At 65.5% G+C, this 24,209-nt stretch carries 27 protein-coding genes and 1 tRNA gene; 18 read left to right on the plus strand and 10 right to left on the minus strand.

The window, feature by feature from the left end; translation table 11 throughout:
• The first annotated feature begins 29 nt into the window (after positions 1-29).
• The 5 genes from modA (at position 30) to csrA (ending at position 4,090) form a co-directional block, all read left to right on the plus strand.
• Complete coding sequence (modA, locus tag N7422_RS16805; RefSeq protein ID WP_279807584.1) at positions 30-788, plus strand: molybdate ABC transporter substrate-binding protein; 759 nt, start codon at positions 30-32, stop codon at positions 786-788.
• Positions 788-1,468 (plus strand): molybdate ABC transporter permease subunit, encoded by a 681-nt coding sequence (gene modB, locus N7422_RS16810; protein WP_186661628.1) that lies wholly within the window; start codon positions 788-790, stop codon positions 1,466-1,468. Before modA ends, modB begins: the two co-directional genes overlap by 1 nt.
• Position 1,469: 1 nt before the next feature.
• The gene (gene modC, locus N7422_RS16815; RefSeq protein ID WP_279807585.1) at positions 1,470-2,561 is read left to right on the plus strand and encodes a molybdenum ABC transporter ATP-binding protein; all 1,092 of its coding nucleotides are present in this window, start codon (positions 1,470-1,472) and stop codon (positions 2,559-2,561) included.
• A 56-nt stretch (positions 2,562-2,617) separates the two neighbouring features.
• On the plus strand, positions 2,618-3,640 hold the full coding sequence (locus N7422_RS16820; protein WP_279807586.1) for a DNA topoisomerase IB: 1,023 nt from the start codon (positions 2,618-2,620) through the stop codon (positions 3,638-3,640).
• Positions 3,641-3,892: 252 nt separating this feature from the next.
• On the plus strand, positions 3,893-4,090 hold the full coding sequence (gene csrA, locus N7422_RS16825; RefSeq protein ID WP_279807587.1) for a carbon storage regulator CsrA: 198 nt from the start codon (positions 3,893-3,895) through the stop codon (positions 4,088-4,090).
• A 73-nt stretch (positions 4,091-4,163) separates the two neighbouring features.
• On the opposite strand, the gene N7422_RS16830 is transcribed toward csrA, so the two are convergent.
• The 4 genes from N7422_RS16830 to N7422_RS16845 form a co-directional block, all read right to left on the minus strand.
• The gene (locus tag N7422_RS16830; RefSeq protein ID WP_279807588.1) at positions 4,164-4,523 is read right to left on the minus strand and encodes a response regulator; all 360 of its coding nucleotides are present in this window, start codon (positions 4,521-4,523) and stop codon (positions 4,164-4,166) included.
• Between the two features lie 12 nt (positions 4,524-4,535).
• Positions 4,536-5,981 carry an ATPase domain-containing protein gene (locus tag N7422_RS16835; RefSeq protein WP_279807589.1) on the minus strand — a complete coding sequence of 482 codons (1,446 nt, stop codon included), beginning with the start codon at positions 5,979-5,981 and terminating at the stop codon, positions 4,536-4,538.
• Between the two features lie 6 nt (positions 5,982-5,987).
• The gene (locus N7422_RS16840; protein ID WP_279807590.1) at positions 5,988-7,148 is read right to left on the minus strand and encodes an ATP-binding protein; all 1,161 of its coding nucleotides are present in this window, start codon (positions 7,146-7,148) and stop codon (positions 5,988-5,990) included.
• A gap of 80 nt (positions 7,149-7,228) precedes the next feature.
• Entirely contained in the window at positions 7,229-7,510 is a 282-nt protein-coding gene (locus tag N7422_RS16845) for a hypothetical protein (protein ID WP_279807591.1), read from the minus strand.
• 101 nt (positions 7,511-7,611) lie between these two features.
• Between N7422_RS16845 and N7422_RS16850 the strand changes: the two genes are divergently transcribed.
• From N7422_RS16850 to N7422_RS16860, 3 genes are all read left to right on the plus strand, one after another.
• Positions 7,612-7,824 (plus strand): hypothetical protein, encoded by a 213-nt coding sequence (locus N7422_RS16850; RefSeq protein WP_279807592.1) that lies wholly within the window; start codon positions 7,612-7,614, stop codon positions 7,822-7,824.
• A gap of 93 nt (positions 7,825-7,917) precedes the next feature.
• A tRNA-Leu gene (locus tag N7422_RS16855) sits at positions 7,918-8,002 on the plus strand.
• Positions 8,003-8,109: 107 nt separating this feature from the next.
• Positions 8,110-8,523, plus strand: coding sequence for a DoxX family protein (locus N7422_RS16860; RefSeq protein WP_279807593.1), 414 nt, complete (start codon positions 8,110-8,112; stop codon positions 8,521-8,523).
• Positions 8,524-8,551: 28 nt separating this feature from the next.
• Here the strand turns inward: N7422_RS16860 and N7422_RS16865 are convergent, their stop codons facing one another.
• On the minus strand, positions 8,552-8,737 hold the full coding sequence (locus N7422_RS16865) for a hypothetical protein (protein WP_279807594.1): 186 nt from the start codon (positions 8,735-8,737) through the stop codon (positions 8,552-8,554).
• 409 nt (positions 8,738-9,146) lie between these two features.
• Positions 9,147-9,689, minus strand: coding sequence for an Rrf2 family transcriptional regulator (locus N7422_RS16870; protein ID WP_279807595.1), 543 nt, complete (start codon positions 9,687-9,689; stop codon positions 9,147-9,149).
• 259 nt (positions 9,690-9,948) lie between these two features.
• On the opposite strand from N7422_RS16870, the gene N7422_RS16875 reads away from it, so the two are divergent.
• The 3 genes from N7422_RS16875 to N7422_RS16885 all read left to right on the plus strand — a co-directional run bounded on the left by N7422_RS16875 (position 9,949) and on the right by N7422_RS16885 (position 14,106).
• On the plus strand, positions 9,949-11,148 hold the full coding sequence (locus N7422_RS16875; RefSeq protein WP_279807596.1) for an NAD(P)/FAD-dependent oxidoreductase: 1,200 nt from the start codon (positions 9,949-9,951) through the stop codon (positions 11,146-11,148).
• A 225-nt stretch (positions 11,149-11,373) separates the two neighbouring features.
• Entirely contained in the window at positions 11,374-12,999 is a 1,626-nt protein-coding gene (locus N7422_RS16880) for a methyl-accepting chemotaxis protein (protein ID WP_279807597.1), read from the plus strand.
• Between the two features lie 171 nt (positions 13,000-13,170).
• Entirely contained in the window at positions 13,171-14,106 is a 936-nt protein-coding gene (locus N7422_RS16885; protein ID WP_279807598.1) for a cyclase family protein, read from the plus strand.
• A gap of 68 nt (positions 14,107-14,174) precedes the next feature.
• On the opposite strand, the gene N7422_RS16890 is transcribed toward N7422_RS16885, so the two are convergent.
• Both N7422_RS16890 and N7422_RS16895 read right to left on the minus strand, forming a co-directional pair.
• The gene (locus tag N7422_RS16890) at positions 14,175-14,918 is read right to left on the minus strand and encodes a hypothetical protein (protein ID WP_279807599.1); all 744 of its coding nucleotides are present in this window, start codon (positions 14,916-14,918) and stop codon (positions 14,175-14,177) included.
• Positions 14,919-15,025: 107 nt separating this feature from the next.
• A complete protein-coding gene (locus N7422_RS16895; RefSeq protein WP_279807600.1) occupies positions 15,026-15,772 on the minus strand; it encodes a sulfite exporter TauE/SafE family protein in 747 nt (248 codons plus the stop codon).
• 150 nt (positions 15,773-15,922) lie between these two features.
• Between N7422_RS16895 and N7422_RS16900 the strand changes: the two genes are divergently transcribed.
• Together N7422_RS16900 and N7422_RS16905 are read left to right on the plus strand one after the other, a co-directional pair.
• Entirely contained in the window at positions 15,923-17,200 is a 1,278-nt protein-coding gene (locus tag N7422_RS16900; protein ID WP_279807601.1) for a bifunctional O-acetylhomoserine aminocarboxypropyltransferase/cysteine synthase, read from the plus strand.
• A 63-nt stretch (positions 17,201-17,263) separates the two neighbouring features.
• Positions 17,264-18,046, plus strand: coding sequence for a hypothetical protein (locus N7422_RS16905; RefSeq protein WP_279807602.1), 783 nt, complete (start codon positions 17,264-17,266; stop codon positions 18,044-18,046).
• 47 nt (positions 18,047-18,093) lie between these two features.
• Here N7422_RS16905 and N7422_RS16910 read toward each other — a convergent pair whose 3' ends face one another.
• Positions 18,094-18,708, minus strand: a complete 615-nt coding sequence (locus tag N7422_RS16910; RefSeq protein WP_279807603.1) for a LysE family translocator — start codon at positions 18,706-18,708, stop codon at positions 18,094-18,096.
• A 112-nt stretch (positions 18,709-18,820) separates the two neighbouring features.
• On the opposite strand from N7422_RS16910, the gene N7422_RS16915 reads away from it, so the two are divergent.
• Entirely contained in the window at positions 18,821-19,273 is a 453-nt protein-coding gene (locus tag N7422_RS16915) for an Lrp/AsnC family transcriptional regulator (protein ID WP_279807604.1), read from the plus strand.
• 30 nt (positions 19,274-19,303) lie between these two features.
• On the opposite strand, the gene N7422_RS16920 is transcribed toward N7422_RS16915, so the two are convergent.
• The gene (locus tag N7422_RS16920) at positions 19,304-20,317 is read right to left on the minus strand and encodes an AraC family transcriptional regulator (protein ID WP_279807605.1); all 1,014 of its coding nucleotides are present in this window, start codon (positions 20,315-20,317) and stop codon (positions 19,304-19,306) included.
• 175 nt (positions 20,318-20,492) lie between these two features.
• Between N7422_RS16920 and N7422_RS16925 the strand changes: the two genes are divergently transcribed.
• From N7422_RS16925 to N7422_RS16940, 4 genes are all read left to right on the plus strand, one after another.
• Complete coding sequence (locus N7422_RS16925) at positions 20,493-21,677, plus strand: acetyl-CoA C-acyltransferase family protein (protein ID WP_279807606.1); 1,185 nt, start codon at positions 20,493-20,495, stop codon at positions 21,675-21,677.
• A gap of 14 nt (positions 21,678-21,691) precedes the next feature.
• The gene (locus N7422_RS16930; protein WP_279807607.1) at positions 21,692-22,540 is read left to right on the plus strand and encodes a 3-hydroxybutyryl-CoA dehydrogenase; all 849 of its coding nucleotides are present in this window, start codon (positions 21,692-21,694) and stop codon (positions 22,538-22,540) included.
• Between the two features lie 12 nt (positions 22,541-22,552).
• Positions 22,553-23,146 (plus strand): TetR/AcrR family transcriptional regulator, encoded by a 594-nt coding sequence (locus N7422_RS16935; protein ID WP_279807608.1) that lies wholly within the window; start codon positions 22,553-22,555, stop codon positions 23,144-23,146.
• A 76-nt stretch (positions 23,147-23,222) separates the two neighbouring features.
• Positions 23,223-24,182: a siderophore-interacting protein gene (locus N7422_RS16940; protein ID WP_279807609.1), complete on the plus strand. Its 960-nt coding sequence runs from the start codon at positions 23,223-23,225 to the stop codon at positions 24,180-24,182.
• Positions 24,183-24,209 lie beyond the last annotated feature (27 nt).

The following is a 24,209-nucleotide window of genomic DNA, read 5'->3' on the forward strand; positions in this document are numbered from 1 at the left end:
ATAACCCACTGTCCCTAGGAGCCGTTTGCATGCGTATTCGCCTGTCCCACCTGGCCATCAGCGCCTTGGCCACCCTGATCTGCGTCAACAGCGCCCTGGCCGATGAAGTCCAGGTCGCCGTGGCGGCCAACTTCACCGCCCCCATCCAGGCCATCGCCAAGGATTTCGAGAAGGACACCGGCCACAAGCTGGTCGCCGCCTATGGCGCCACCGGCCAGTTCTATGCGCAGATCAAGAACGGTGCGCCGTTCGAAGTGTTCCTCGCCGCCGACGACTCCACCCCCGCCAAACTCGAGCAGGAAAAGGAAATCGTCCCGGGGTCGCGCTTCACCTACGCCATCGGCACCCTCGCCCTGTGGTCGGCCAAGCCGGGCTACGTCGATGCCAAGGGCGAAGTGCTGAAGAAGAACGACTTCAAGCACCTGTCCATCGCCAACCCCAAGGCCGCGCCCTATGGCCTGGCCGCCACCCAGGTGCTGGACAAGCTGAAGCTGACCGAGGCCACCAAGGCCAAGATCGTCGAGGGCCAGAACATCACCCAGGCGTTCCAGTTCGTCTCCACCGGCAATGCAGAGCTGGGCTTCGTCGCCCTGTCGCAGATCTACAAGGACGGCAAGGTCAGCGAAGGCTCGGCCTGGATCGTGCCCACCGAACTGCATGACCCGATCCGCCAGGATGCGGTCATCCTGAACAAGGGCAAGGACAACCCGGCCGCCAAGGCTCTGGTCGACTACCTCAAAGGCCCGAAAGCCGCCGCGGTGATCAAGTCCTACGGTTATGAAATCTGATGCCGCTCGACGCCAGTGACCTGGGTGCCATCTGGCTGACCATCAAACTGGCCAGCCTGACCACCGCGATCCTCCTGGTACTGGGCACGCCCATCGCCTGGTGGCTGGCGCGCACCCGTTCCTGGCTACGCGGGCCGATCGGTGCAGTGGTGGCGCTGCCCCTGGTGCTGCCACCGACGGTGATCGGCTTCTACCTGCTGCTGGCGCTCGGCCCCCACGGCTGGATCGGCCAGGCCACCCAGGCCTTGGGCCTGGGCAGCGTGGTGTTCAGCTTCACCGGGCTGGTGATCGGCTCGGTGGTGTACTCCATGCCATTCGTGGTGCAACCGCTGCAGAATGCGTTCGGCGCCATCGGCCAGCGCCCGCTGGAGGTGGCCGCGACGCTACGCGCCAGCCCCTGGGACACCTTTGTCCATGTGGTGCTGCCGCTGGCCCGCCCTGGTTTCATCACCGCCAGCATCCTCGGCTTCGCCCACACCGTGGGCGAGTTCGGCGTGGTGCTGATGATCGGCGGCAACATTCCCGACAAGACCCGCGTGGTCTCGGTGCAGATCTTCGATCACGTCGAAGCCATGGAATACGCCCAGGCCCACTGGCTGGCCGGGGCCATGCTGGTGTTCTCCTTCCTGGTGCTGCTGATGCTCTACGCCGGCCGCCGTGGCAAGGCAGGCTGGAGCTGAAATGAGTGCATCGATACAGGCGCGCCTGAAGCTGGCGCGCGACGATTTCACCCTGGATGTCGACCTGGCCCTGCCAGGCCGCGGCATCAGCGCGCTGTTCGGTCATTCCGGATCGGGCAAGACCTCCTGCCTGCGCTGCCTGGCTGGCCTGGAGCGTGCCGCCAGCGCCTACATCGAAGTCAACGGCGAAGTCTGGGAAGACAGCCAGCGCGGCCATTTTCTCCCCCCGCACAAGCGCCCGGTGGGCTATGTGTTCCAGGAGGCCAGCCTGTTCCCGCACCTGTCCGTGCGCGGCAATCTCGAGTTCGGCTGGCGCCGCATCGCCCCCGCCGAGCGCAAGATCAACCAGGACCAGGCCTGCCAACTGCTGGGCATCGGCCACCTGCTGGCGCGCAAGCCGGCAACGCTGTCCGGCGGCGAAGCCCAGCGGGTCGGCATCGCCCGGGCGCTGCTCAGCAGCCCGCGGCTGTTGCTGATGGACGAACCGCTGGCGGCGCTGGACAGCGCGCGCAAGCGGGAAATCCTGCCCTACCTGGAGCGCCTGCACGACGAGCTGGACATCCCCCTCATCTATGTCAGCCATGCCCAGGACGAAGTGGCGCGCCTGGCCGACCACCTGGTACTGCTGGAGCACGGCAAGGCCGTGGCCAGCGGACCGATCGGCCAGACCCTGGCCCGCCTCGACCTGTCCCTGGCCCAGGGCGAGGATGCCGGGGTGGTGCTCGAGGGCATGGTGGTCGGGCATGACCCGGATTACCAACTGTTCGACCTGCGCCTGCCGGGCAGCGACGGCCAGGTGCTGCGCATCGCCCACCCGGCGCTGCATGTCGGCAGCACCTTGCGGCTCAAGGTCCAGGCCCGCGATGTCAGTCTCGCCCTGGACGCCCAGGCGCCCTCGAGCATCCTCAACCGCTTGCCGGTGCAGGTGCGCGAGTGTCGTCCGGCGGACAATCCGGCCCACGTGCTGGTCAGCCTGGATGCCGCCGGAAGCGGGCTGCTGGCACGCATCACCCGCTACTCGGCGGACCAGCTCGGCGTGCAGCCCGGCCAGCGGCTGTGGGCACAGATCAAGTCGGTGGCGCTGCTCGGCTGAGTAACAGCGAGACGTGCGTTGTCCATTGCTGCATGACCGCTCGATGGATCGCCTCCATGTCCGACTGCCCGTTGCCCCCTGCCCTGCACTACGTCGATGACAGCCAGCCAGGGCTGAGCCGTCGCCGCTGGCGCGACCGTTTCCACTATTACGATGCCCAGGGTCAGCGGATCCGCGACGCCGATACCCTGGCGCGCATCGCCGCGCTGGTGATCCCGCCAGCCTATACCGATGTCTGGATATGCGCCGACCCGCAAGGCCATCTGCAAGCCACCGGCCGCGACGCCCGTGGCCGCAAGCAATACCGCTACCACGCGCAATGGCGCGAGCTGCGCGATCAGCACAAGTACGCACGCATGCTGGCCTTCGCCGAGTCCTTGCCGAAACTGCGCAGGCAACTGGACAGCCACCTGGCACGCCCTGGCCTGGACCGGGAAAAAGTCATGGCGCTGGTGATCAGCCTGCTCGACAGCACGCTGATCCGCATCGGCAATCGCCAGTATTTGCGCGACAACCGCTCTTATGGCCTGACCACCCTGCGCAACCGCCATGTCCAGGTCGAGGGCAGCACCCTGCGTTTTCAGTTTCGCGGCAAGCGTGGCGTGGAGCACAACGTGACCCTGCGCGACCGGCGCCTGGCCAGGCTGGTCAAGCACTGCATGGAGCTGCCCGGCCAGGCCCTGTTCCAATACCTGGACGAGCAGGGCCAACGCCACAGTGTCGGCTCGACCGAGATCAACCTGTTCCTGCAGCAGCTGACCGGGGCCGACTTCACCGCCAAGGACTATCGGACCTGGGCTGGCAGCAGCCTGGCGCTGAGCATGCTGAGGCCACTGGCCTGGGAGCCGGACAGCGAAGCCAGGCGACAGATCACCGCCATTGTCCGTCAGGTGGCTTCACGCCTGGGCAACACCCCGGCGGTGTGCCGACGCTGTTACATCCACCCCGCCGTGCTGGAGCACTTCCAGCTCGGACGACTCGCCGAGCTGCCACGCGCGCGGCGCCGCAAGGGCCTCGAACTGGAAGAAGTCACGCTGCTGAAGTTCCTACAGAGCCTGGGCACCTCCGCCGATCATTGAGGCCGACTATTTACTTCATCAAACAGAGAAATTTCCCATATGACGCCAAGCCCCCTATCCTTGCCACCGAGCACCTTCACTGATGGTTGTCGCCGCGCATCCATCGGAACCTGCGACTAAAGACCGGCAACAGAATTTGTCCGCCGGGGAATTCCTATCCGCCGAAAGCGTCTTTAATGAGAAGGAAGAGGGACAGGCTCCCACCGTTGGGTGAATTGCCCCGCGGTTTTCTATATCACCAAGGAGAACTACATGCTGATACTCACCCGCAAGGTTGGCGAAAGCATCGTCATCGACGATGACATCAAAGTCACCATTCTGGGCGTCAAGGGGATGCAAGTGAGGATCGGTATCGATGCACCGAAGGATGTCCAGGTGCACCGTGAGGAGATCTACAAGCGCATCCAGGCAGGCAGCCCTGCCCCGGAGAAGGACAACGAGCAACACTGAAGCGAACCGCATCATGCCGCACGGATGCGCCTGATCGATTGCCCGCCCGTGCGGGGATGCCCCTTCCGACGCCTCAGGTGCCCAGCAGCTCGCGTACCTTGGCGATCATCCGGTCGATGTCGAACGGTTTCTCGAACACGTCGGCGAACAGCTCCGGACGCAGCCGTCCCTGGCTGGCCTGGGCGCCGCTCATGAGAATCACCGGCAAGTCGGGCAATTGCAGTTCATCGCGGATCGACCGCACCAATTCCTCGCCATTCTGCACCGGCATCATGTAGTCGGTGATCACCAGGTCTACCCGCTTCTCCCTGAGCGCCTCGAGGGCCTTGCGCCCATTGCTGGCCTTTTCCACCAGGAAACCCGCGTCCTCCAGGGCGAAACCGAGGATATCGGCGATCAGGTACTCGTCATCGACGATCAGGATGGTGTTCATCGCGTTATCCCATCAGCGATCTCCCTGCGGGGTCGCTGAGCCACTCAGTACACCACTGGCTCCGTCGAAAACCCGCTCCAGGCTGATGCCGGAAGGCCCCATGATCAACGACTGCACGGCGGGGTCATGGTCGCTGTCGCGAACCTTGACGATCGACAGCGCGCGATGCAGCTGCGCCTCCAGTTCGGCGAAACGCATCAGCACCAGATTGTCGACGATGCTCGACAGATCCGGCGCGGGCGCGGTGATTTCCGCCCCGAAGATGTCACGCATCTCCCACGTCAGCAGGACGGTGACGCCGCGCGCGCGCAACTCACCGGTCAAGGCACGGAAAAAGGCATTCAGCCGCAGCGGATCCAGCGCCAGGCGGCCGAAGGCTCCCAGGCTGTCGATCACCACACGCCTGGCGCCGGTCGCTTCGACCTGCGCCAGCAAACGGGCACCGACCTGATCCAGCAGACCTTCGGTGGTCGGCTGCCAGCTCAAATGCGCCGCACCACTGCGCTCGAGCTCCGCCAGGTCGTAGCCCAGGGCCGCAGCCTTCAAACGCAGGCGCGCCGGCATCTCATAGAAACCGAAATGCAGCCCAGGCGCGGACACGCTCGAAGCGGCCAGAAATGCGATGCCCAATGCGGTCTTGCCCACCCCGGACGGCCCCATCAACAGGCTCACCGAGGCTTCGGCCAAGCCGCCACCGAGCATCCTGTCCAGATCATCCACACCGGTCGCCACGCGATCGAGCGTTTGCGAGCCAGGCTGGGTGGGGCGACTGTAGAGCGACTCCAGGCGCGGAAACACCTGTAACCCGGCTTCGCTGATCAGGCATTCGTGGCGCCCGGACAGCGCGCCGCTGCCGCGCGTCTTGCGCAGTTGAACATGGCGCACGGCGACACTGCCGACCATGTGCTCGCTCAGCTCGATGACGCCATCGACCATGGTGTGTTCCGGGCTGCCCTCGTCCAGGCGCGCACTGGTCAACAGCAGCACGGTACAACCGGCAAACGCAGCATGCCCTTGCAGCTCGGAGACGAATTTCTTGGTATCGAGGCTGGTTTCCGCCCGCGAGCGGGCATTGAGCAGCCCATCGACGACCAGCAGGCTGGCTTGTTGTCGGGCGATTTCCTGGCGCAACAAGCGCACCACGGCGTCCAGCCCTTCCTGCTCCAAGGTATCGAAGGCGCTGACGAACTGGATCGAATCCCCGACCTGCGCCGGGTCGAAGAACGCCAGAGTCGACAGGTACTGAAACAGCCGCTCGTGGGACTCGCTGAGCAAGGTGGCCACCAGCACTCGCCCGCCATCGCGCACGTGGTTGCAGGCCAGCTGGTTGGCCAGGATGGTCTTGCCGGATCCGGGGTGCCCCTGGACGATATAGGACGCGCCCACGACCAACCCGCCCTTGAGCAGCGCGTCGAGCCCTTCGATCCCCGTGGACAGCCGCTTGAGTTGTTCTACCATCGCCTTCTATCCATCGCTCGAAAGTTGATCCGGGCCCGAGCTCGCGGGCAAGTACAAACTCATGCAGGTACCCACGCCAGGCTGACTGCGCACACGGATCGTACCCATGCTCTGCCTGGCGAAGCCATACACCTGGCTGAGCCCAAGGCCAGTACCCTTGCCGAAGGCCTTGGTGGTGAAGAACGGCTCGAAGATGCGTGGCAAGACCTGTGGATCGATGCCCTGGCCATCGTCATGCACCTCGAAACGCACGTAGTGCCCCTGCAGCCCTTCCACCTCACCAACCAGCTGGACACAATCGACCAGCAGCCGTATATGCCCAGTACTCTCGATCGCATCGCGGGCGTTGAACATCAGATTGAGCAGCACCATCTGCAGTTGCCCGGCATCCACCTCGATCATCGGCAGGTCGGCCTGCACCTGCTGTTCCAGCTCGATGTCGCGTGGCAGGGCGTGCTCCATCAGGGCACGGGTGGACTCGACCACCTGGGCCGGTGCGATGCGGGTCACACTCAATTGCCGATGGCGGGCGAAGCTGAGCAGTTGCTGGGTCAGCTGCGTGCCCCGCTGGCCCGCATCGAGGATATGCTCGAGCAGACGCCGGGTGCGCGCCGGGTCCGGGCTGCCAATCGCCAGGCGGGCGGAGCTGAGGATGATGGTCAGCAGGTTGTTGAAATCATGGGCCAGGCCACCGGTCAGTTGCCCCAGGGCCTCGAGCTTCTGCGCCTGGAACAGTTGCGCGCGCATGGCATCCATCTGCAGCGCGGATTCGCGGCGGTCGGTGATGTCACGGGTGACTTTGGCCAGGCCGATGATCTGCCCCTGTTCGTCGCGAATCACATCCAGCGCCGCCAACGCCCAGAACTGCGTGCCATCCTTGCGTACCCGCCACCCCTCATCCTGGGCGACGCCCCGCGCCAGTGCCTGCTGCAGCAGGCGTTCCGGGCGGCCGTCGGCGCGATCGTGATCGGTGAAGAACACCGAGAAATGCCGGCCGATCACTTCGTCGGCACGGTAGCCCTTGATACGTTCGGCACCCGCGTTCCACGACACCACATGGCCTGAAGGGTCGAGCATGTAGATGGCATAGTCCACCACCGCCTGGACCAGCTGTTCATAGCGTGCCTCGGTCATCAGCGAATGGGCCGGTCGGTTCACTGAAACCATGCGCACTCCACAGGGACCGAGAAAGGACATATTGAGCGTAGTCAAAAGTCCTGCCCGCGCGCGGTGTCAGGCGACGATCGTCAGCGGTCGCGCTCCATGATCGACGGCGTGAGCCGCCGAGGCATCGCGACCTTCAATAGCCACAGCCCCACCAGCAGAATCAGCGCGCCACCACCCAGGGCCATGTATCGCTGCGGATGTTGCGCGTCGAGCCCCAGCATGAACAAATACCCGCCCAGGCTCATGAAACCGACGTAGAGGAAGGCGGCCAACAGGCAGACCTGCACGAACAGCAGCCGCCAGAACAGCTTGGGCCGCACGATTCGCACGGGAGGGATTTGACCTGAAGGACGCGCAGACATGATGACGTGCCGAGTTGGATCCAAAGTCGCAACAGTGGCGTAATGGCCGCAGCGTGTCAATTGACCTATAGTGGCCCGCCTCGATCTCACAAGGACGCGACATGACCCCGAATCTCCGCCTGCAAGGTCTGCAGGGCGACCTGATGCGCACCGCCACCGAACTCGAAGCGTTGTCCCAGACCCTGAACGGGCATGCCGTGTTTCTGCGCCACTCGATCCATCAGGCCGACGCCCAGGCCATGGATGAGCATGCGGGGGGATTGCGTCGGTGCGCCAGTGAGATGCGCGGCATCGCCCGTGGCATCGCACCCTGAACCCTGCGCCAGGTTGACGCTTCTATAACAATGGGTTATAAAGCGCGCCTGATCGCCTGCCCCTTCTGTCCATGAAGCCCGGCGGTCAACCGTGCGAGTGTGGTGGAATTGGTATACACAGCAGACTTAAAATCTGTCGGCGTGAGCCTTGCGGGTTCGAGTCCCGCCACTCGCACCACTCTTGTGTCGATGAAAGGCGTCCGCGAGGCGCCTTTTTCATGCCCGCCGGCAATCCTCCGTGCAGCTGCTAGAGTGGACACTGTCCATCTCCACCGGAGCGTAGCCATGCGCTATACCCTGCTCGAAGGTCAACGCGACATCATCCTCCTGCTCGCCCGCATCCTGTTGATGATCCTGTTCGTGCTCTCTGGCTGGAGCAAGCTCACCGGCTTCGAGGGCACGGTCGGCTACATGACTTCCCTGGGCGCTCCCGCACCCATGCTCGCTGCCGCCATCGCGGTGATCATGGAACTGGTGGTCGGCATTCTGCTCATCCTGGGTTTCTACACCCGTCCGCTGGCCCTGCTGTTCGCCCTGTTCGTACTGGGCACCGCCCTGCTGGGCCACCCGTTCTGGAACATGGTCGAGCCAGAACGCAGCGCCAACATGACCCAGTTCCTGAAGAACCTGAGCATCGTCGGCGGGCTGCTCCTGCTGGCCCTGAGCGGTGCCGGACGCTTCTCCCTCGATCGTCGCTGACCCCGACAAAGGCCCGGCGGCCGTGACGTCAATCGTCGCAGTCGTCGTGCCAGGCGGGATGATCGTCATCGTCGAAATCATCCATCGGCGCTTCGTCTTCCTCGAGATCGTCCATGGCGCCGTAGGCATCCGCTTGCGGGTCGAAATCCTCGTGGAATTCAGGGTCCAGCAGATGGTCGTGTTCAGGTTCGGGCAGATCGTCTTCGTCGTGCATGGCAGGCTCCGGTCGCTACAAGCCCGCCTGTATAGGCCGATCGGCTCGTAGGGTCAATCTCCAGGAGGGTTAACCTTGGCTTAACCGACACAGGGCACGCTATGCACTCTCCCTTCAAAAACGCGTTTGCCCGCCACCTTGGCGGGCTTTTTTTCGTGCCTCCGGCGGCGCCGCTCAAGGAACTACATCTGCATCGGTTCAAGCCCGGAGCAATCACCCCTGTGCCATGGCCAAGCGCAAGACCGTTGAAAAATTCAGTAACGGATATTCAGACACCACCGTGCGAGCTTCACGAAATTCTGACATTCGTGTAGGCAGACTGACCGGGCTTCGATACGTTCTGTTCAACCCGCCCACGTGGCGGGTTTTCTTTTTTCACCTCGCTGCCAGGGCACCGACCTGACAACAATCACACAGAGCGCACCGGAATATCCCCACCGCCGCCCTTGCCATCGCGGCGCTCGCTCATCCAGTCGTTGACCTTCTGCCCGAACTCCGCCGGCGCCTTGCGCCCGAACCGCCGCGCCAGATCGAGGATGGTCTGCTGCGCCAGTGCCTCCTCCATGCGCTTTTGCGCGCCCAGCATCACCGCGTGGATTGCGCAGGTGCCCTCGGTCACCCACCCCGGCGCAGAACCCTCGAACACCGCGCAACGTTCGCGAATCTCCCGGCAGTCGAAGATCTTCTTCGGTCCATCGATGGCCGTGACGATATCCAGCACGGTGATTTCGTCGGAAGGCCGCGCCAGGCGAAAACCACCACGCACGCCCTCGGTGGCCACCACCAGCCCGGCGCGCGCCAGCTTGGTGAATACCTTGGCCAGGTATTCCTGGGGCACGCCCTGCAGCTCAGCCAGGTCACGCACGCTGGACTCTCGGCCATCACCACGCTCATCGACCAGGAACAGCAGGCAGTGGATGCCGTACTCGACGCCGGCACTGTAAAGCGACATGTCAATCTCCGACTTGATTTGTCGCAAATAGTACGCTCTTCACCACGACCAGGCAAAGGCTTGCGGCGCCATCCGTCGAGTCGCGATCACCCCTTCAACGCAACAGCCATGCAGGCTCAAGGCGATTCAATCGGCGCGGATCGCCGGCCCAGGCAAAAAAAACACTTGCCGATTTAAACTACGATCAATACAGTCGTAGTTATTCGGCAGGCACTCAACGCCTCATCGAAGACTCGTCCCTCACCTTGCGGAGCCCTTCATGACCTCTCACATCCTCATCATCGGTGCCGGCTTTGCTGGCGTCTGGAGCGCCCTGAGCGCCGCCCGCCTGCTCGACCAGGCCCAGCGTGACGACGTGCGCATCAGCGTGCTGGCGCCACAGCCGCAGCTGCGCATCCGCCCACGCTTCTACGAAGCCGACGTGCATGGCATGCAGGCGCCAGTGGACGAACTGTTCGAGGTAACCGGCGTGACCTTCATCCATGGCAGTGCCGAGACCATCGACAGCGCCGCGCGCCAGGTTGGCTATGTCGATGCCACGGGCCAGCACCAACAGATCGGCTACGACCGCCTGATCCTCGCCGCTGGCAGCCAGGTCGCACGTCCCGCCGTGCCGGGCCTGGCCGAGCACACCTTCGATGTCGACCAGATGGAGTCGGCCGTGCGCCTGGAGCAGCACCTGGTCGGCCTCGCGACCCAGCCTGCCTCCCCCGCGCGCAACACCGTGGTGGTCTGCGGTGGCGGGTTCACCGGCATCGAGACCGCCACCGAAATGCCCGCCCGCCTGCGCGCCATCCTGGGTGAAGGCCAGGCCCGCGTGATCCTGGTCGACCGTGGCCGGAGCATCGGCGCCGCACTGGGCGCCGGTATCACCCCGGCGATCGTCGCCGCGTCGGAACAGGCGGGCGTGCAGTGGCTGACCGGCACCTCGGTGGTCGCGGTCGATGCCGGTGGCGTGACCCTCGACAACGGTGAATACATCGCCAGCAAGACCGTGATCTGGACCGTGGGCGTGAAGGCCAGCCCACTGACCGCGCAGGTGGACGGCGAGCGTGACGCCCTGGGCCGCCTGCGGGTCGACGACCATCTCAAGGTGATCGGCCAGGCGCATATCTACGCCACTGGCGACGTGGCCTGGGCCGCGGTGGACGAACAGGGTAACCACGCCCTGATGACCTGCCAGCACGCCATCCCCATGGGTCGCCACTCCGGTAACAACGCCATGGCCGACCTGCTGGGCATCGCACCTGTCGCGTACCGCCAACCCAAGTACGTCACCTGCCTCGACCTGGGCGACTGGGGCGCGGCGTTCAGCGAGGGCTGGGAGCGTGAACTGAAGCTGCAGGGCCAGGAAGGCAAGAACCTCAAGCGGCAGATCAACTCGGTATGGATCTACCCGCCGGCCGCCGACCGAGCCCAGGCCCTGGCAGCGGCCGATCCGGCAATCGCCATCGTCTGAGTGACCGATGAACAAAAGGCCCTTCACGCGAGTGACGGGCCTTTTCGCGCCTGCCATGGTTTGAACGGCTGGTCAACAATGATGTCATTATGGCATCATCTGAAATAAACAGTATGAATCATGAGGAAATAACCCCTTCGCGGCGCATCGAGAGCAAGAACAACCGAGCCCGGTCAGACCGCGCTCTTGACGCCTGCCAGCCACTGCACTGTCAAGGAGCGTCCCATGCAGTTACGGAACATGAAGATCGGCATTCGCGCAGCGGGCATGTTCGCCTTGCTTGGGGTACTGATCCTGGCCATGGGCCTGATCGCCCTGTATGAAACCCGCAGGATGGACAGCGCCACCAACGAGATCCGTGTCAACTGGATGCCTGCGGTGCTAGCCCTGGGCGAGGTCAGCAGCAACCTGGGCCGGGCGCGCGCGCTCACCCTGCGCAGCGCGCTGGAGGACGGCAGCAGCGCCCGCCACGCCACCCTGGACAGGATCGCTCAGGTCAATCAACAGTTGGAGGGCGACCTCAAGGCTTACGAGGACACCATCGCCGCGCCCGAGGATCGCGCGCTGTTCGACGCCTTCATGGCGCAAAGCGAACGCTATCACGGCCTGCAGAAGGCCATTCGCGATGCCGCCGGCAAGGAGCAACTGGACGAAGCCAGGCGCCTGATCAATGGCCCGCTGGCCGAATACGCCGACAGCATGATGAACGCCCTGACGGCCCTGATCGACTACAACAGGCAAGAAGCCGAGAAAGCCTCGCTGCGCAGCAGTGCCGCCTCGCACGAAGCCCTGACCCTGATCGTCGGCGCCCTGGTCGTGATCCTGCTGGCCCTGGTGGCCATCGCCATTCTGCTCACCCGCAGCATCGTCGTGCCCCTGGCCGACGCGGTGGCGGTTGCAGAGCGGGTGGCCAGTGGCGACCTCACCCACGATATCGTGGTCGTCGGTCGCGACGAACCGGCCCTGCTGCTGCGCGCCTTGAGCCGCATGCAGCAGAGCCTGCGCGAGACCATCCGCAAGATCGCCGCCTCGTCCGACCAGCTGGCTTCGGCTTCGGAAGAGCTGCATACCGTTACCGAGGACACCAGCCGTGGCCTGCACCAGCAGAGCGCCGAGATCGACCAGGCTGCCACCGCGGTCAACCAGATGACCGTGGCCGTGGAGGAAGTCGCCAACAATGCGGTGAGCACCGCCGACGCCTCCAGGGGTGCCGACCAGACCACCCGCGACGGCCGCGACCAGGTCAACCAGGCCTTGAACTCGATCCAGCTGCTGGTCGAGGACGTCACCGGCACCTCCCACGAAATCGAACAGCTGGCCAGCAGCGCCAACGAGATCAGTCGGGTACTCGATGTGATCGGCTCGATCGCTGGGCAGACCAATCTGCTGGCGCTGAACGCCGCCATCGAGGCGGCCCGCGCCGGCGAGGCCGGGCGTGGTTTCGCCGTGGTCGCCGACGAAGTGCGCGCGCTGGCCCACCGGACCCAGCAATCAACAGCGGAGATCGAACAGATGATCGGCGGCATCCAGACCGGCACCGAGCGCGCGGTCAACGCGATGCACAGCAGCCAGGGCCGGGCCGGCGGCACACTGGAAGTGGCACAGTCGGCCGGTCAGGCCCTGGAGCTGATCGCCGAGGCCATCGCCTCGATCAACCAACGCAACCTGGTGATTGCCAGCGCCTCGGAACAGCAGGCCCAGGTGGCCCGGGAAGTGGACCGCAACCTGGTGAACATACGCGACCTGGCGACGCAGACCTCGGCCGGCGCCAACCAGACCAGCGCCGCGGCGCAGGATCTTTCACGCCTGGCAGTGGAGCTGAACGGGATGGTGGCGCAGTTCAAGGTGTGACGACCTGTCGTCAAGCGCAAAGGTGGCTGCGCGTCGGGCCAATTGAAGATGCGCGCCACCTTGGGTCCTTGCTTCCAGGGCAAAAGTCCTTGTCCCGTCGGCCGCTTTTTCCTGCTTCACGGACTGCCCAGAATCGCGCTCCTGAACCCACCTTCTTCAGGAGATGCTCCCATGAAAGGCTTCAAGCCCCTGTTGCTCGCCGCCGCCCTGGCCGCCACCGCGCATGCCGCCAGCGCCGCCGCCTGGCAGGATTCCCCCTACGGCAAGCACGACGAGATCGGCGCCGCCAACCTGCTCACTCCCGAGGTGGTCATGCAGGCCGTGGGCCTGGTCAAGACCGGCAAGACCTACCCGCTGGCCGTGCCAGTGAGCAAGGACCTGCCGGCCTTCCGCCACCGCAGCTTCCACCTGTACAACATCCAGCCCGGTGAACAGGCCGGGCAGACCCTGGGCCGCAACAAGTTCAGCTTCAACGATGAGCTGGTCAACGCCTGGACCGGTGTCGGCACCCAGCTCAACGGCATCGGGCACATCGGCATCGACAACGTGTACTACAACGGCAACAAGGCCGCCGACTTCGTCACGGTCGAAGGCGTGACCAAGCTCGGCGTGGAAAAGGTGCCACCGATGGTCACCCGCGGCGTGGTGCTGGACATGACCGCCCACTACGGCCAGGCCATCGTGCCGGGCGGCACGGCGTTCACCGTCGGCGATATCCAGGCGGTGCTGAAGAAACAACGCATTACCCTGCGCCAGGGCGACGTGGTGCTGTTCAACACCGGCTGGCTGGAGTTGATCGGCAAGGACAACCAGCAGTTCCTGGCGACCGAGCCGGGTATCGACCTGGCAGCGGCGCGCTGGCTGGCTGACCAGGGTATCGTGGCCTTCGGCGGCGATACCTGGGCTTCGGAGGTGTACCCCAATCCGACCGGCGAGGAGTTTCCGGTCAACCAGTTCATGCTGGCCCAGCGCGGGATCTACAACCTGGAGCTGATCGACAGCCGTGCGCTGGTCAAGGACAAGGTGTTCGAGTTTCTGTTCGTGCTCGGGCAGCCGCTGTACAAGGGGTCGACCCAGGTCAATGTCAATCCGGTGGCGATCCACTGACCTTCATTCATTAGGGCTGCTTCGCAGCCCATCGCGGGCAAGCCCGCTTCCACAGGGGAAGCGGCGCTTCATGAGCGTGCCACACCCACCATGCCTTTGCGCCGTCGTGCCAGGCAGGCATAGCCCAGCCACGACATCCCCGCCAGCAATACGGCGAACAGCCCGACCACCAACTGGCTGTAACGCGCCAGCCATGCCGGGAAGCCGATCACCTCTCGATACACCTGGATGTCGGCGCTGCCATCCTCGGAGCGAATGCTGATGCCGCCCTGGCGGATCTGCGAATAGTCGCTGTCGAAGTACACCCAGACCTTGCTCTCGCTCATGCCGTCGATAGCCGGGATTTCGATGAGGTTGGTCGGCGCCTGGACCAGCGTGTCGTTGCCGGCTGCGTCGCGCATCTGCACCAGGCCCCTGGCCGGCAGGCGGATCTGTACGACCTTGGCCGGCTCCGGGCCCGGATTGGCGAGTTCGATCAACAGGCCGGTGCGATGGTCCACCAACCCGGCCTCGAAGGGCCTGGCGAACAATTGCAGGTACGGCGCCTGGGCCAGTTCCAGCAGTTTGTCGATCTGCGCATGGTCGAGCGTGCCGGCGCCGATCTCGCTGATGCGGGCATGCAGACGCTCGTACTTGAGCAGGTCGTTGCTCTGGCTTACCCGCTCGTTGAACTGGCCGGGGTAGGTCAGATGGGCGTAGGTCAGGCGCGCCTGCAGACGGTGGTCATCGCCCAGCGCGGCATGAAGGCCGGCCGCGACGGCCGCGACGACCAGCAAGCCCACGAGGGATTTACCGACTTTTTCCCAGCTCACCTTGAGGGTTCCTTGTAGTGCGGTGTTGAACAGACGCAATCAGCGGCAAAGGGTGCCAAGAACCTGGAGTTCGGGCAAGGCCCAACGGACCTAGCACATGCAGAGCATCACCCCCGCGCTAGCAATCCCGGCACCGCCACCAGCAGCATCGCGATGCCCGAAAGGGTCAACAGCCCCAACACGATGCGTCGAAACGCCAATTCGCTGATCCCCAGATACAACCGCGTCCCCAGCACTGTCGGCAGCAACATCGCCAACGCCACCACGGCAAACGAAGGCAGCAGCGCAGCTGTCACCAGCCCGCTGCCCAGGTAGGTGAGCATGGTCACCGCCAGCATCGACAGGTTGAAGTTCTGGATCACCGCGCGCTGGGTATCGCGCTCGAAGCCGCGCAAGGTGCACCAGAGCGTGGGCACCGTGCCGGTGAAGCCGCCGATACCGCCCAGCACGCCGCCGACCATGCCCACCGCGCCGTCCGCCAGGCGCCCGCCCTGCAGACGCGGCAAACGCGGTGCCAGCAGCATCAGCGGACACCACACCACCAGCAAGGTGCCGAACACCGCCTTGAACCACAGCATGTCGAGGTACGGCAGTACCCAGACACCTAGTGGAATGCCCGCCAGGCCGCCCAGCACGAAGGGCCACAGCAAGGCCCAGCTGAAGCCCCGGCGCACACTGAACACGGCGATCAACTGGCCGGTGAGGCTGCCGAAGACGGTCAGCACTGCCGCCACCCGAGGCTCCAGCCCCCAGGCCCAGAACGACATCGCCACCATGCCGAAGGCAAAGCCGGACAGGCCCTGGACGAAGCCGGCGACGATGGCGCCAAGGGCGATGAGGTAGAGCGGGTCCATGGAAGCTTCCTGCCTGTGTCGAGTGGCGAGGATTCCCCATCGGGCAAGGGTTGTCCATCCCCGGCGCGACGTCGAGCCATGGCCCTTGACCACCGCGCCTGCACCGCCCCATGCTCAGCCGCTTCCACCCCACGCTCAAGGAACGACCGCATGAAGCTGGAAACACTCGCCATCCACGCGGGCTTCAGCCCCGACCCGACCACCAGGGCCGTGGCCGTGCCGATCTACCAGACCACCTCGTTCGCCTTCGACGACACCCAGCACGGTGCCGACCTGTTCGACCTGAAGGTGGCCGGCAACATCTACTCGCGCATCATGAATCCCACCAACGATGTGCTCGAGCAGCGCATGGCCGCGCTCGAGGGGGGCGTAGGAGCGCTGGCCGTGGCCTCGGGCATGGCCGCCATCACCTACGCCATCCAGACCGTCGCCGAGGCCGGCGACAACATCGTCTCGGTGGCCAAGCTGTATGGCGGCACCTACAACCTGCTGGCCCACACCCTGCCGCGCATGGGCATCCACACTCGCTTCGCCGCCCACGACGACATCGCCGCCCTCGAGGCGCTGATCGACGACCGCACCAAGGCAGTGTTCTGCGAATCCATCGGCAACCCGGCCGGCAATATCGTCGATATCGCCGCCCTGGCCGAAGCCGCCCACCGCCACGGCGTGCCGCTGATCGTCGACAACACCGTGGCCACGCCGATCCTCTGCCGCCCGTTCGAGCACGGCGCCGATATCGTCGTGCACTCGCTGACCAAGTACATCGGCGGCCACGGCACCAGCATCGGCGGCATCGTCATCGACTCGGGCAAGTTCCCCTGGGCCGAGAACAAGGAACGCTTCGCCCTGCTCAACACCCCTGACCCGTCCTACCATGGCGTCACCTACACCGAAGCCTTCGGCCCCGCCGCCTTCATCGGCCGTTGCCGCGTGGTGCCGCTGCGCAACACCGGTGCCGCGCTGTCGCCGTTCAACGCCTTCCTGATCCTGCAAGGCCTGGAGACCCTGGCGCTGCGCATGGAGCGCCATACCGAGAACGCGCTCAAGGTCGCCCATTACCTGCAAGCGCACGAACAAGTGGCCTGGGTGAAATATGCCGGATTGCCGGACCATCCCGAGCATGCACTGGCGCGGCGCTACACCGCTGGCAAGCCGGCGTCGATCCTGTCGTTCGGCATCCAGGGCGGCCAGGCGGCCGGCGCACGCTTCATCGACGCGCTGCAACTGGTGGTGCGCCTGGTGAACATCGGTGACGCCAAGTCGCTGGCCTGCCACCCCGCCTCCACCACCCATCGCCAGCTCAACGACGAAGAGCTGGAAAAGGCCGGCGTGCCGCGAGACATGGTGCGCCTGTCGATCGGTATCGAGCACAGCGACGACATCATCGCCGACCTCGCCCAGGCGCTCGAGGCCAGCCGCGGCTGACATGACGCGCCCCACCCGATACCAACGGCGGGCGTCCCCCTGGCAATAGCGGATATCCACGCAATGACGCTGTTCTACCTGAAACTCATCGTCACCCCGCTGCTGATGTGGGCCATCTCCCTCGCCTCGCGCCGTTGGGGTGGCCTGCTGGGCGGGTTGCTGTCCGGATTGCCGATCACCTCGGCGCTGGTGATGACCTTCCTGTCCCTGGAACAGGGCACCGGCTTCGCCCTGGGCGCGGTGCCCGGCGCGCTCGGCGGCCTGGCGGCGGTGCAGGCCACCTACACCTTCTACCTGTTCGCCACGCGCAAGCTCGGCATTGCCCCGACCGTACTGCTGGCGCTCCTGTTCTATGGCCTGGCCGCCTATGCCTTCACCCACTGGGGCACACTGGCCCTGTCGATCGTCGTGGCGCTGCTGCTCATCGGCGTGCTGATCCGTGCCAGTGGCCGCGAGCCCAAGCCCGACACCCTCGCCCGTCCCCGGCATCGATACTGGGAGATACCCCTGCGCATGGTGTCTGCCACCGGCCTGCTGATGATCACCACCAGCCTGGCCAGCTGGCTGGGCCCGGCCACCAGCGGGATGCTGGCGCCGATCCCGGTGATTGCCTGGCCGTTGGTGGTGTTCGCCCATGTGCAGGGTGGCCGCGCCGGGATGGCGGCGATGGTGCGCGGCAATGCCATTGGCGCGGTGGGAGTGATTGCGTTCTACCTGACGATGGCGGGGTTGCTCGAGCGTCTCGGGATCGCCGTGACCATCGGCCTGGCGATGGCCGTGGCGGTCGCGCTGACCGTCGCCCTGGCGGCAGCTTTGCGCCGTGGTCGGGCAGATCATCTGAAGTGAACGCTGTGCAAGCGGATCGACCTGCGGTGCCTGCTTCGCGGGTGCGGTTACCTCAACTGCCCCACGACCAGTCCCAGCGCGATCACGATCATCACCACCCCTGACACTCGCCCGACCAGGCGCGCCGCCGCCGGCCGGGTGCGCAGCAGCGCCTTGGCGCCATAGCCCACCATCAGGTAGATCACCAGCGAACTGCACAGGTGCACCAGCCCCAGCAAGAGGATCTGCAGCGGCAGCGGCCAGCTCGACTGCGGGTCGGTGAACTGCGGCAACAGCGCCAGGAACAACAGGAACACCTTGGGGTTCAGCCCGCTGACGCAGAACCCCTTGAACGCCCAGCGCGACCCCGAATCCGCACCACCCTGCTCGCCCGCCTCGGGCACCGCCGGGTTGAGCAGCAGGTTGCCGCCCAGCCAGAGCAGGTAGACACAGCCCGCCAACGTCAACAGGGTCAGCGCCAGCGGATGCCCGGCGAGCAAGCTACCGACACCGGCCGCGACCACCAGGGTGGCGAGGAAATGCCCCGAGAGCATCCCGGCCACCGCCGGCATTACCCAGCGGCCACGCATGCCGGCGGAGATGGCATAGGCCCAGTCGGCGCCGGGGGTGATCACGAACAGGAAGGACACGGCCCAGAACGCCGCCAATACACTCATGGTCACTTCGAATCTTCCTTTCACACGGGTTTCGATGGAAGAAAGATTACGGATATCGTTCGGGGATTTTCTTTCGTATATTTCCTGATCACGCCTAACTTGTGGAAGATTCTCCCCAATGGACAGAACCGACCGAAAGATCCTTGCCGAACTACAGAAAGACGGCCGCCTCTCGGTGACCGAACTGGCCGACCGCGTCGGCCTGAGCCTGTCACCCTGCCATCGCCGGCTCAAGGCGCTGGAAGAGTCCGCTGCGATCCTCGGCTATCACGCGCGCCTGGCGCCTGCCGCCCTGGGCCTGAATTTCGCCGCCCTGGTGTTCGTCACCCTGCGTGAGGTGACCCGCCAGCCGGTGGCGGATTTCGAGGCGGCGCTGGGGGAGATCCCGCAGATCGTCGAGGCGCAGCGGCTGTTCGGTGATCCGGACTACCTGCTGCATGTGGTGGCCAAGGACCTGCCGGCGTTCCAGAAGCTGTACGACGAACAGCTGACCAGCATTCCCAATGTCAAGCGGCTGAGCTCGACACTGGTGATGAAAGAGGTGATCCAGGACCGCTTGCTGCCGATGTGACGGCCGCCCGGCTGCCGCGACCGAAGCGCGTCACGCCGCCCCCGTGCGCTTTGCCCGGTAACTGCCCGGGCTCTGTCCGGTCCACTTCTTGAAGGCCCGGTGAAACGCGCTGGGCTCCTGGAAGCCGGTGTGCTCGGCGATCTCGGCAATGCTCAGGCAGCCTTCGCGCAACAGTTCGAAGGCCATGGCCCGACGCACCTCGTCCTTGATCTGCTGATACGAGCGCCCTTCCCGCTCCAACTGCCGACGGAAACTGCTGGCGCTCAGTGCCTGCCGCTCGGCCATCGCATGGAGTGTCGGCCATTGCCCGAAATGCCGCGCACGCAGGTGCCGATAGACCTGCGCCGCCAGACCGTTCTGGTAACGAAAGCGAATCACCAGTCCTTGCGGGGCGCTGCGCAGGAAGCTCTTCAGCGCGGCCAGGTCCTGCACCACCGGCAGGCGCAACCAGGCACTGTCGAACTCCACCTCGGTGCGGCCACTGCCCAGGCGCAGGTCCGGCCCCCAGAGCAATGCATCGTCCTCCTGGGCCGGACGCGCCAGCGCCAGCTCGGTACGGTCGATGACGATGCGCCGACCGGCCAGCCAGCACAACAGCCCGATCACCAGCACCAGGTAGGTTTCCTCGGCATACACCCGGGTCAACGGGTCGACGATGGTCGACTGGATAGCGATCACCGCCCGGGGGCCACGCACCGTCACGCTGCCGCGCAAATCACGCAGGAACAGGGCAAAGCTAGCCAGGCACTGGCGCAGTGCCTTGTCCAGGTTGGGCTCCTGAATCAGCCCACGACAGATCAGGGCAAAGCTGCCCAGTGGCATGCCATGGCTGTCGAGGTGGAAGAATTCGTCACGCAGTTCGTCGATCAGCGCCAGCCACAGCTGGGCAAAGGCCTTGGCCGGTACCCGCGCCCCCGGTTGCATCAGCACCTGCGGATCGATACCCACCGCGCGCAGGTGGGCGTCGCGGGCCTGTGGCCGGTCGCGCAAGGCGTGGAGCATGGCATTGAGGAAGTACACCGCGACTGTGTCGCTATCGCGCATGGCAAGCGTCCGCTGTCTATGCTGAGTGGCAAAAAATGCCAGGTTGACTGAACAGATCCGGCATAGGCCGCCCGCAGGCCTTTGCCTAGACTCGATCCACCTCAGGGGTAGTAGAAGGTGCGGCGGCCATTCTCGCAGAGCCGCCCCCACCCCGCCATATGCAAACGGAGCCCTCATGAGCAGCACAGACATCTTCGTCGTCAGCGCGGTACGTTCGGCCATCGGCAGCTTCGGCGGCTCACTCAAGGACCTGCCATTGGCCGACCTCGCCACTCAGGTGAGCCACGCCGCCATCGAGCGGTCGGGCGTGGCAGCCGAACAGATCGGCCATGTGGTGATGGGCAACGTCATCCCCACCGAGCCGCGCGACGCCTACCTGGGCCGGGTCGCGGCGATGAACGCCGGCGTTCCCAAGGAAACCCCGGCCTTCAATGTCAACCGCCTGTGCGGCTCGGGCCTGCAGGCCATCGTCTCGGCCACCCAGGGCCTGCTGCTGGGCGACAGCGACATCGCCCTGGCCGTCGGCGCCGAATCCATGAGCCGTGGCCCGTACCTGCTGCCGCAGGCCCGCTGGGGCGCGCGCATGGGCGACCTGCAGGGCATCGACTACATGGTCGGTATCCTCCAGGACCCGTTCGAGCACTTCCACATGGGCATCACCGCCGAGAATGTCGCGGCAGCCCATGGCATCAGCCGCGAGATGCAGGACGAGGTGGCCCTGACCAGCCAGCGCCGCGCCGCGCGCGCCATCGCCGAAGGCCGCTTCGACGGCCAGATCGTGCCGATCGAGATCAAGACCCGCAAAGGCAGCGTGCAGTTCGCCGTGGACGAGAACGTACGCGCCGAAGTGACCACCGAGCAGTTGGCCGGGATGAAGCCGGTGTTCAAGAAAGACGGCAGCGTCACCGCCGGCAACGCCAGCAGCATCAACGACGGCGCCGCCGGCCTGGTGCTGGCCACTGGCGAGGCCGTGCGCCGCCAGGGCCTCAAGCCGCTGGCGCGCGTCGTCGCCTACGCCCATGCCGGGGTGGAGCCGGCGCTGATGGGCCTGGGCCCGATCCCGGCTACGCAGAAGGTGCTGGAAAAGGCTGGCCTGACCGTGGCCGACCTGGACGTGATCGAGTCCAACGAAGCCTTCGCCGCCCAGGCCTGCGCGGTCGCCCGTGCCCTGGGTTTCGATCCGGAGAAGGTCAACCCCAACGGCTCGGGCATCTCCCTCGGCCACCCGGTCGGCGCCACCGGCGCGATCATCGCCACCAAGGCGATCCATGAACTGCACCGCATCCAGGGCCGCTACGCCCTGGCCACCATGTGCATCGGCGGCGGCCAAGGCATCGCCGTCGTCTTCGAACGCGTTTGAACGGAGTCAGCCGCATGAACATCGAACACATCGCCGTGATCGGCGCCGGCACCATGGGCAACGGCATCGCCCAGGTCTGTGCGCTGGCCGGTTACCTGGTCCTGCTGGTGGATGTCTCCGACGCCGCGCTGGAGCGTGGCGTGGCGACCCTGGGCAAGAACCTCGAACGCCAGGTCGGCAAAGGCACCGTGGACGCCGACAAGGCCAGCGCCGCCAAGGCGCGCGTGCGCACCAGCACCGACTACGCCCAGCTCGCCGGCACGCAGCTGGTGATCGAGGCGGCCACCGAAAACCTGCAGCTCAAGCAGCGCATCCTTCAGCAGGTGGCAGCCAACGTCACCCCCGACTGCCTGATCGCCACCAACACCTCGTCGCTGTCGGTCACTCAGCTGGCCGCCAGCATCGAGCACCCGGAGCGCTTCATCGGCGTGCACTTCTTCAACCCGGTGCCGATGATGGCCCTGGTCGAGATCATCCGTGGCCTGCAGACCAGCGACAGCACCTATGCCCAGGCGCTGCTGGTCACCGAAAAACTCGGCAAGACACCGATCACCGCCGGCAACCGTCCGGGCTTCGTGGTCAACCGCATCCTGGTGCCGATGATCAACGAGGCGATCTTCGTGCGTCAGGAAGGCCTGGCCAGCGCCGAAGACATCGACACCGGCATGCGCCTGGGCTGCAACCAGCCGATCGGCCCGCTGGCCCTCGCCGACCTGATCGGCCTGGACACCCTGCTGGCGATCATGGAGGCCTTCCACGAGGGCTTCAACGACAGCAAGTACCGCCCGGCCCCGCTGCTCAAGGAGATGGTTGCCGCCGGCTACCTGGGGCGAAAGAGCGGGCGCGGCTTCTTCACCTACTAAGGAGCGCGCACCATGCCCCCGGTCACTGCGGCGCTGCGCTGCGCCAACTTCGAGGAACGGCGGGACCGGGCCATGGCCCTGTTCGCCGAGAAGGGCTTCGGCCAGGTCAGCATGCGTGAGCTGGCCGCGCACGTGGGCTTGACCGCGGGATCGCTGTATCACCACTTCCCGAGCAAGCAGGACCTGCTGTACGACCTCATCGAAGAGCTCTACGAGGAGCTGCAGGCCACCCTCGACGAGGGCCGTCGCGCCCTGGCCCGGGGCAGGTCGGCGCTGGCCTGTCTGATCGCCGCGCACTGGCAACTGCATGCCGAGCGGCCTTTGCAGTTTCGCCTGGCGGAGCGCGATTTCTGCTGCCTGAACGAGGATCAACAAGCCCGGCTGTTCGCCCTGCGCGAGCGCTACGAGGCGGGCCTGTTGCGGCTGATTGCGCCGCGGACGCGGCTATCCGGGCAGACCCTGGCGGCCACCGGTCAGGTGCTCGCCACCCTGCTCAATCAGTTGCCGGGCATGTTGCAGGGCAAGGCACTGGGCGAGGGCGAAGGCATGGCGTTGATGGAGAGCCTGGTGGTGGGAGCCGTGGAGCGGACGCTGGGTTCGAGCTGAGCCCGCCGTCACGGCTAAATCCGCACATGCGCCACTCGTCTTCCGGCTATCGGTCATCTGCAGACGAGGTCCCTCCATGAGCAGCATGAGCACCCTGGCATCGAGCGTCGCGCGCAACCTGCGCAAGATCATCAAGGCCGACGACGGCCCCCGTCCCTATCAACTGTTCGATATCCAGTTACGTCGCCGCGAGCTCCTGAGCCCGTCGCTGTGCCGCTTCGTCTTCGGCGGAGAGGATGTGCGCCTGATGCGCACCCTGGCCGCGGACCAGCGGGTCAAGCTGTTCTTCCCCGACGCCGAGGGCCGCGAACCGGCCCTGCCCAAGGATGGCGACTGGCACGCGGCACGTCGCGAGGCACAGCACCCCATGCGCACCTACACCATCCGCGCCCTGCGCCAGGACGCCGGCGAGCTGGACATCGACTTCGTGCTGCACGGCGACAGCGGCCCCGCCTCAGCCTGGGCCGAGCGCGCCCAACCGGGCGACCGCCTGCAGATCGTGGCGCCGCACCGCGCCGCCTGGGACGATCCCGGCGGCTATGAGTGGCAACCGCCACAAGGGCTGCGCAAGCTGTTGCTGATCGGCGACGAAACCGCCCTGCCCGCCATCGCCGGCATTCTGGAAAGCCTCGCCGAGCTGCAGGAACCACCTGCTACCCAGGCGTTCATCGAAGTCCCCGAACCCGGCGACTGCATCGACCTGCGCCACGCCCCTGGCACCGAACTGCACTGGCTGGCCCGCAGCGAACTGGGCTGTGGCTACGGCGAAGCCATGCGCCACGCGGCACTGGAACTCGCGAGGCTGCCACAACCGGCGCCGACCGGCGACAGCGCCGCGGCCTTGAAGGAGGTCGACATCGACAAGGAAATCCTCTGGGAACTGGCCGAGCCGGCCGGCAACGATTTTTACGCCTGGGTAGCCGGCGAGTCGGCGGCCGTGATGGCGATCCGCAAGCACTGGATCAAGGAGCGAGGGCTCGACCGTCGCTGCCTGACCCTGATGGGCTACTGGCGGCACGGGCGCAGCCTGGATTGAAAGCCTTTGGTTGATTTCATCAATGAC

This window comes from Pseudomonas sp. GD04091, assembly GCF_029836165.1.
GTDB lineage: Bacteria > Pseudomonadota > Gammaproteobacteria > Pseudomonadales > Pseudomonadaceae > Aquipseudomonas.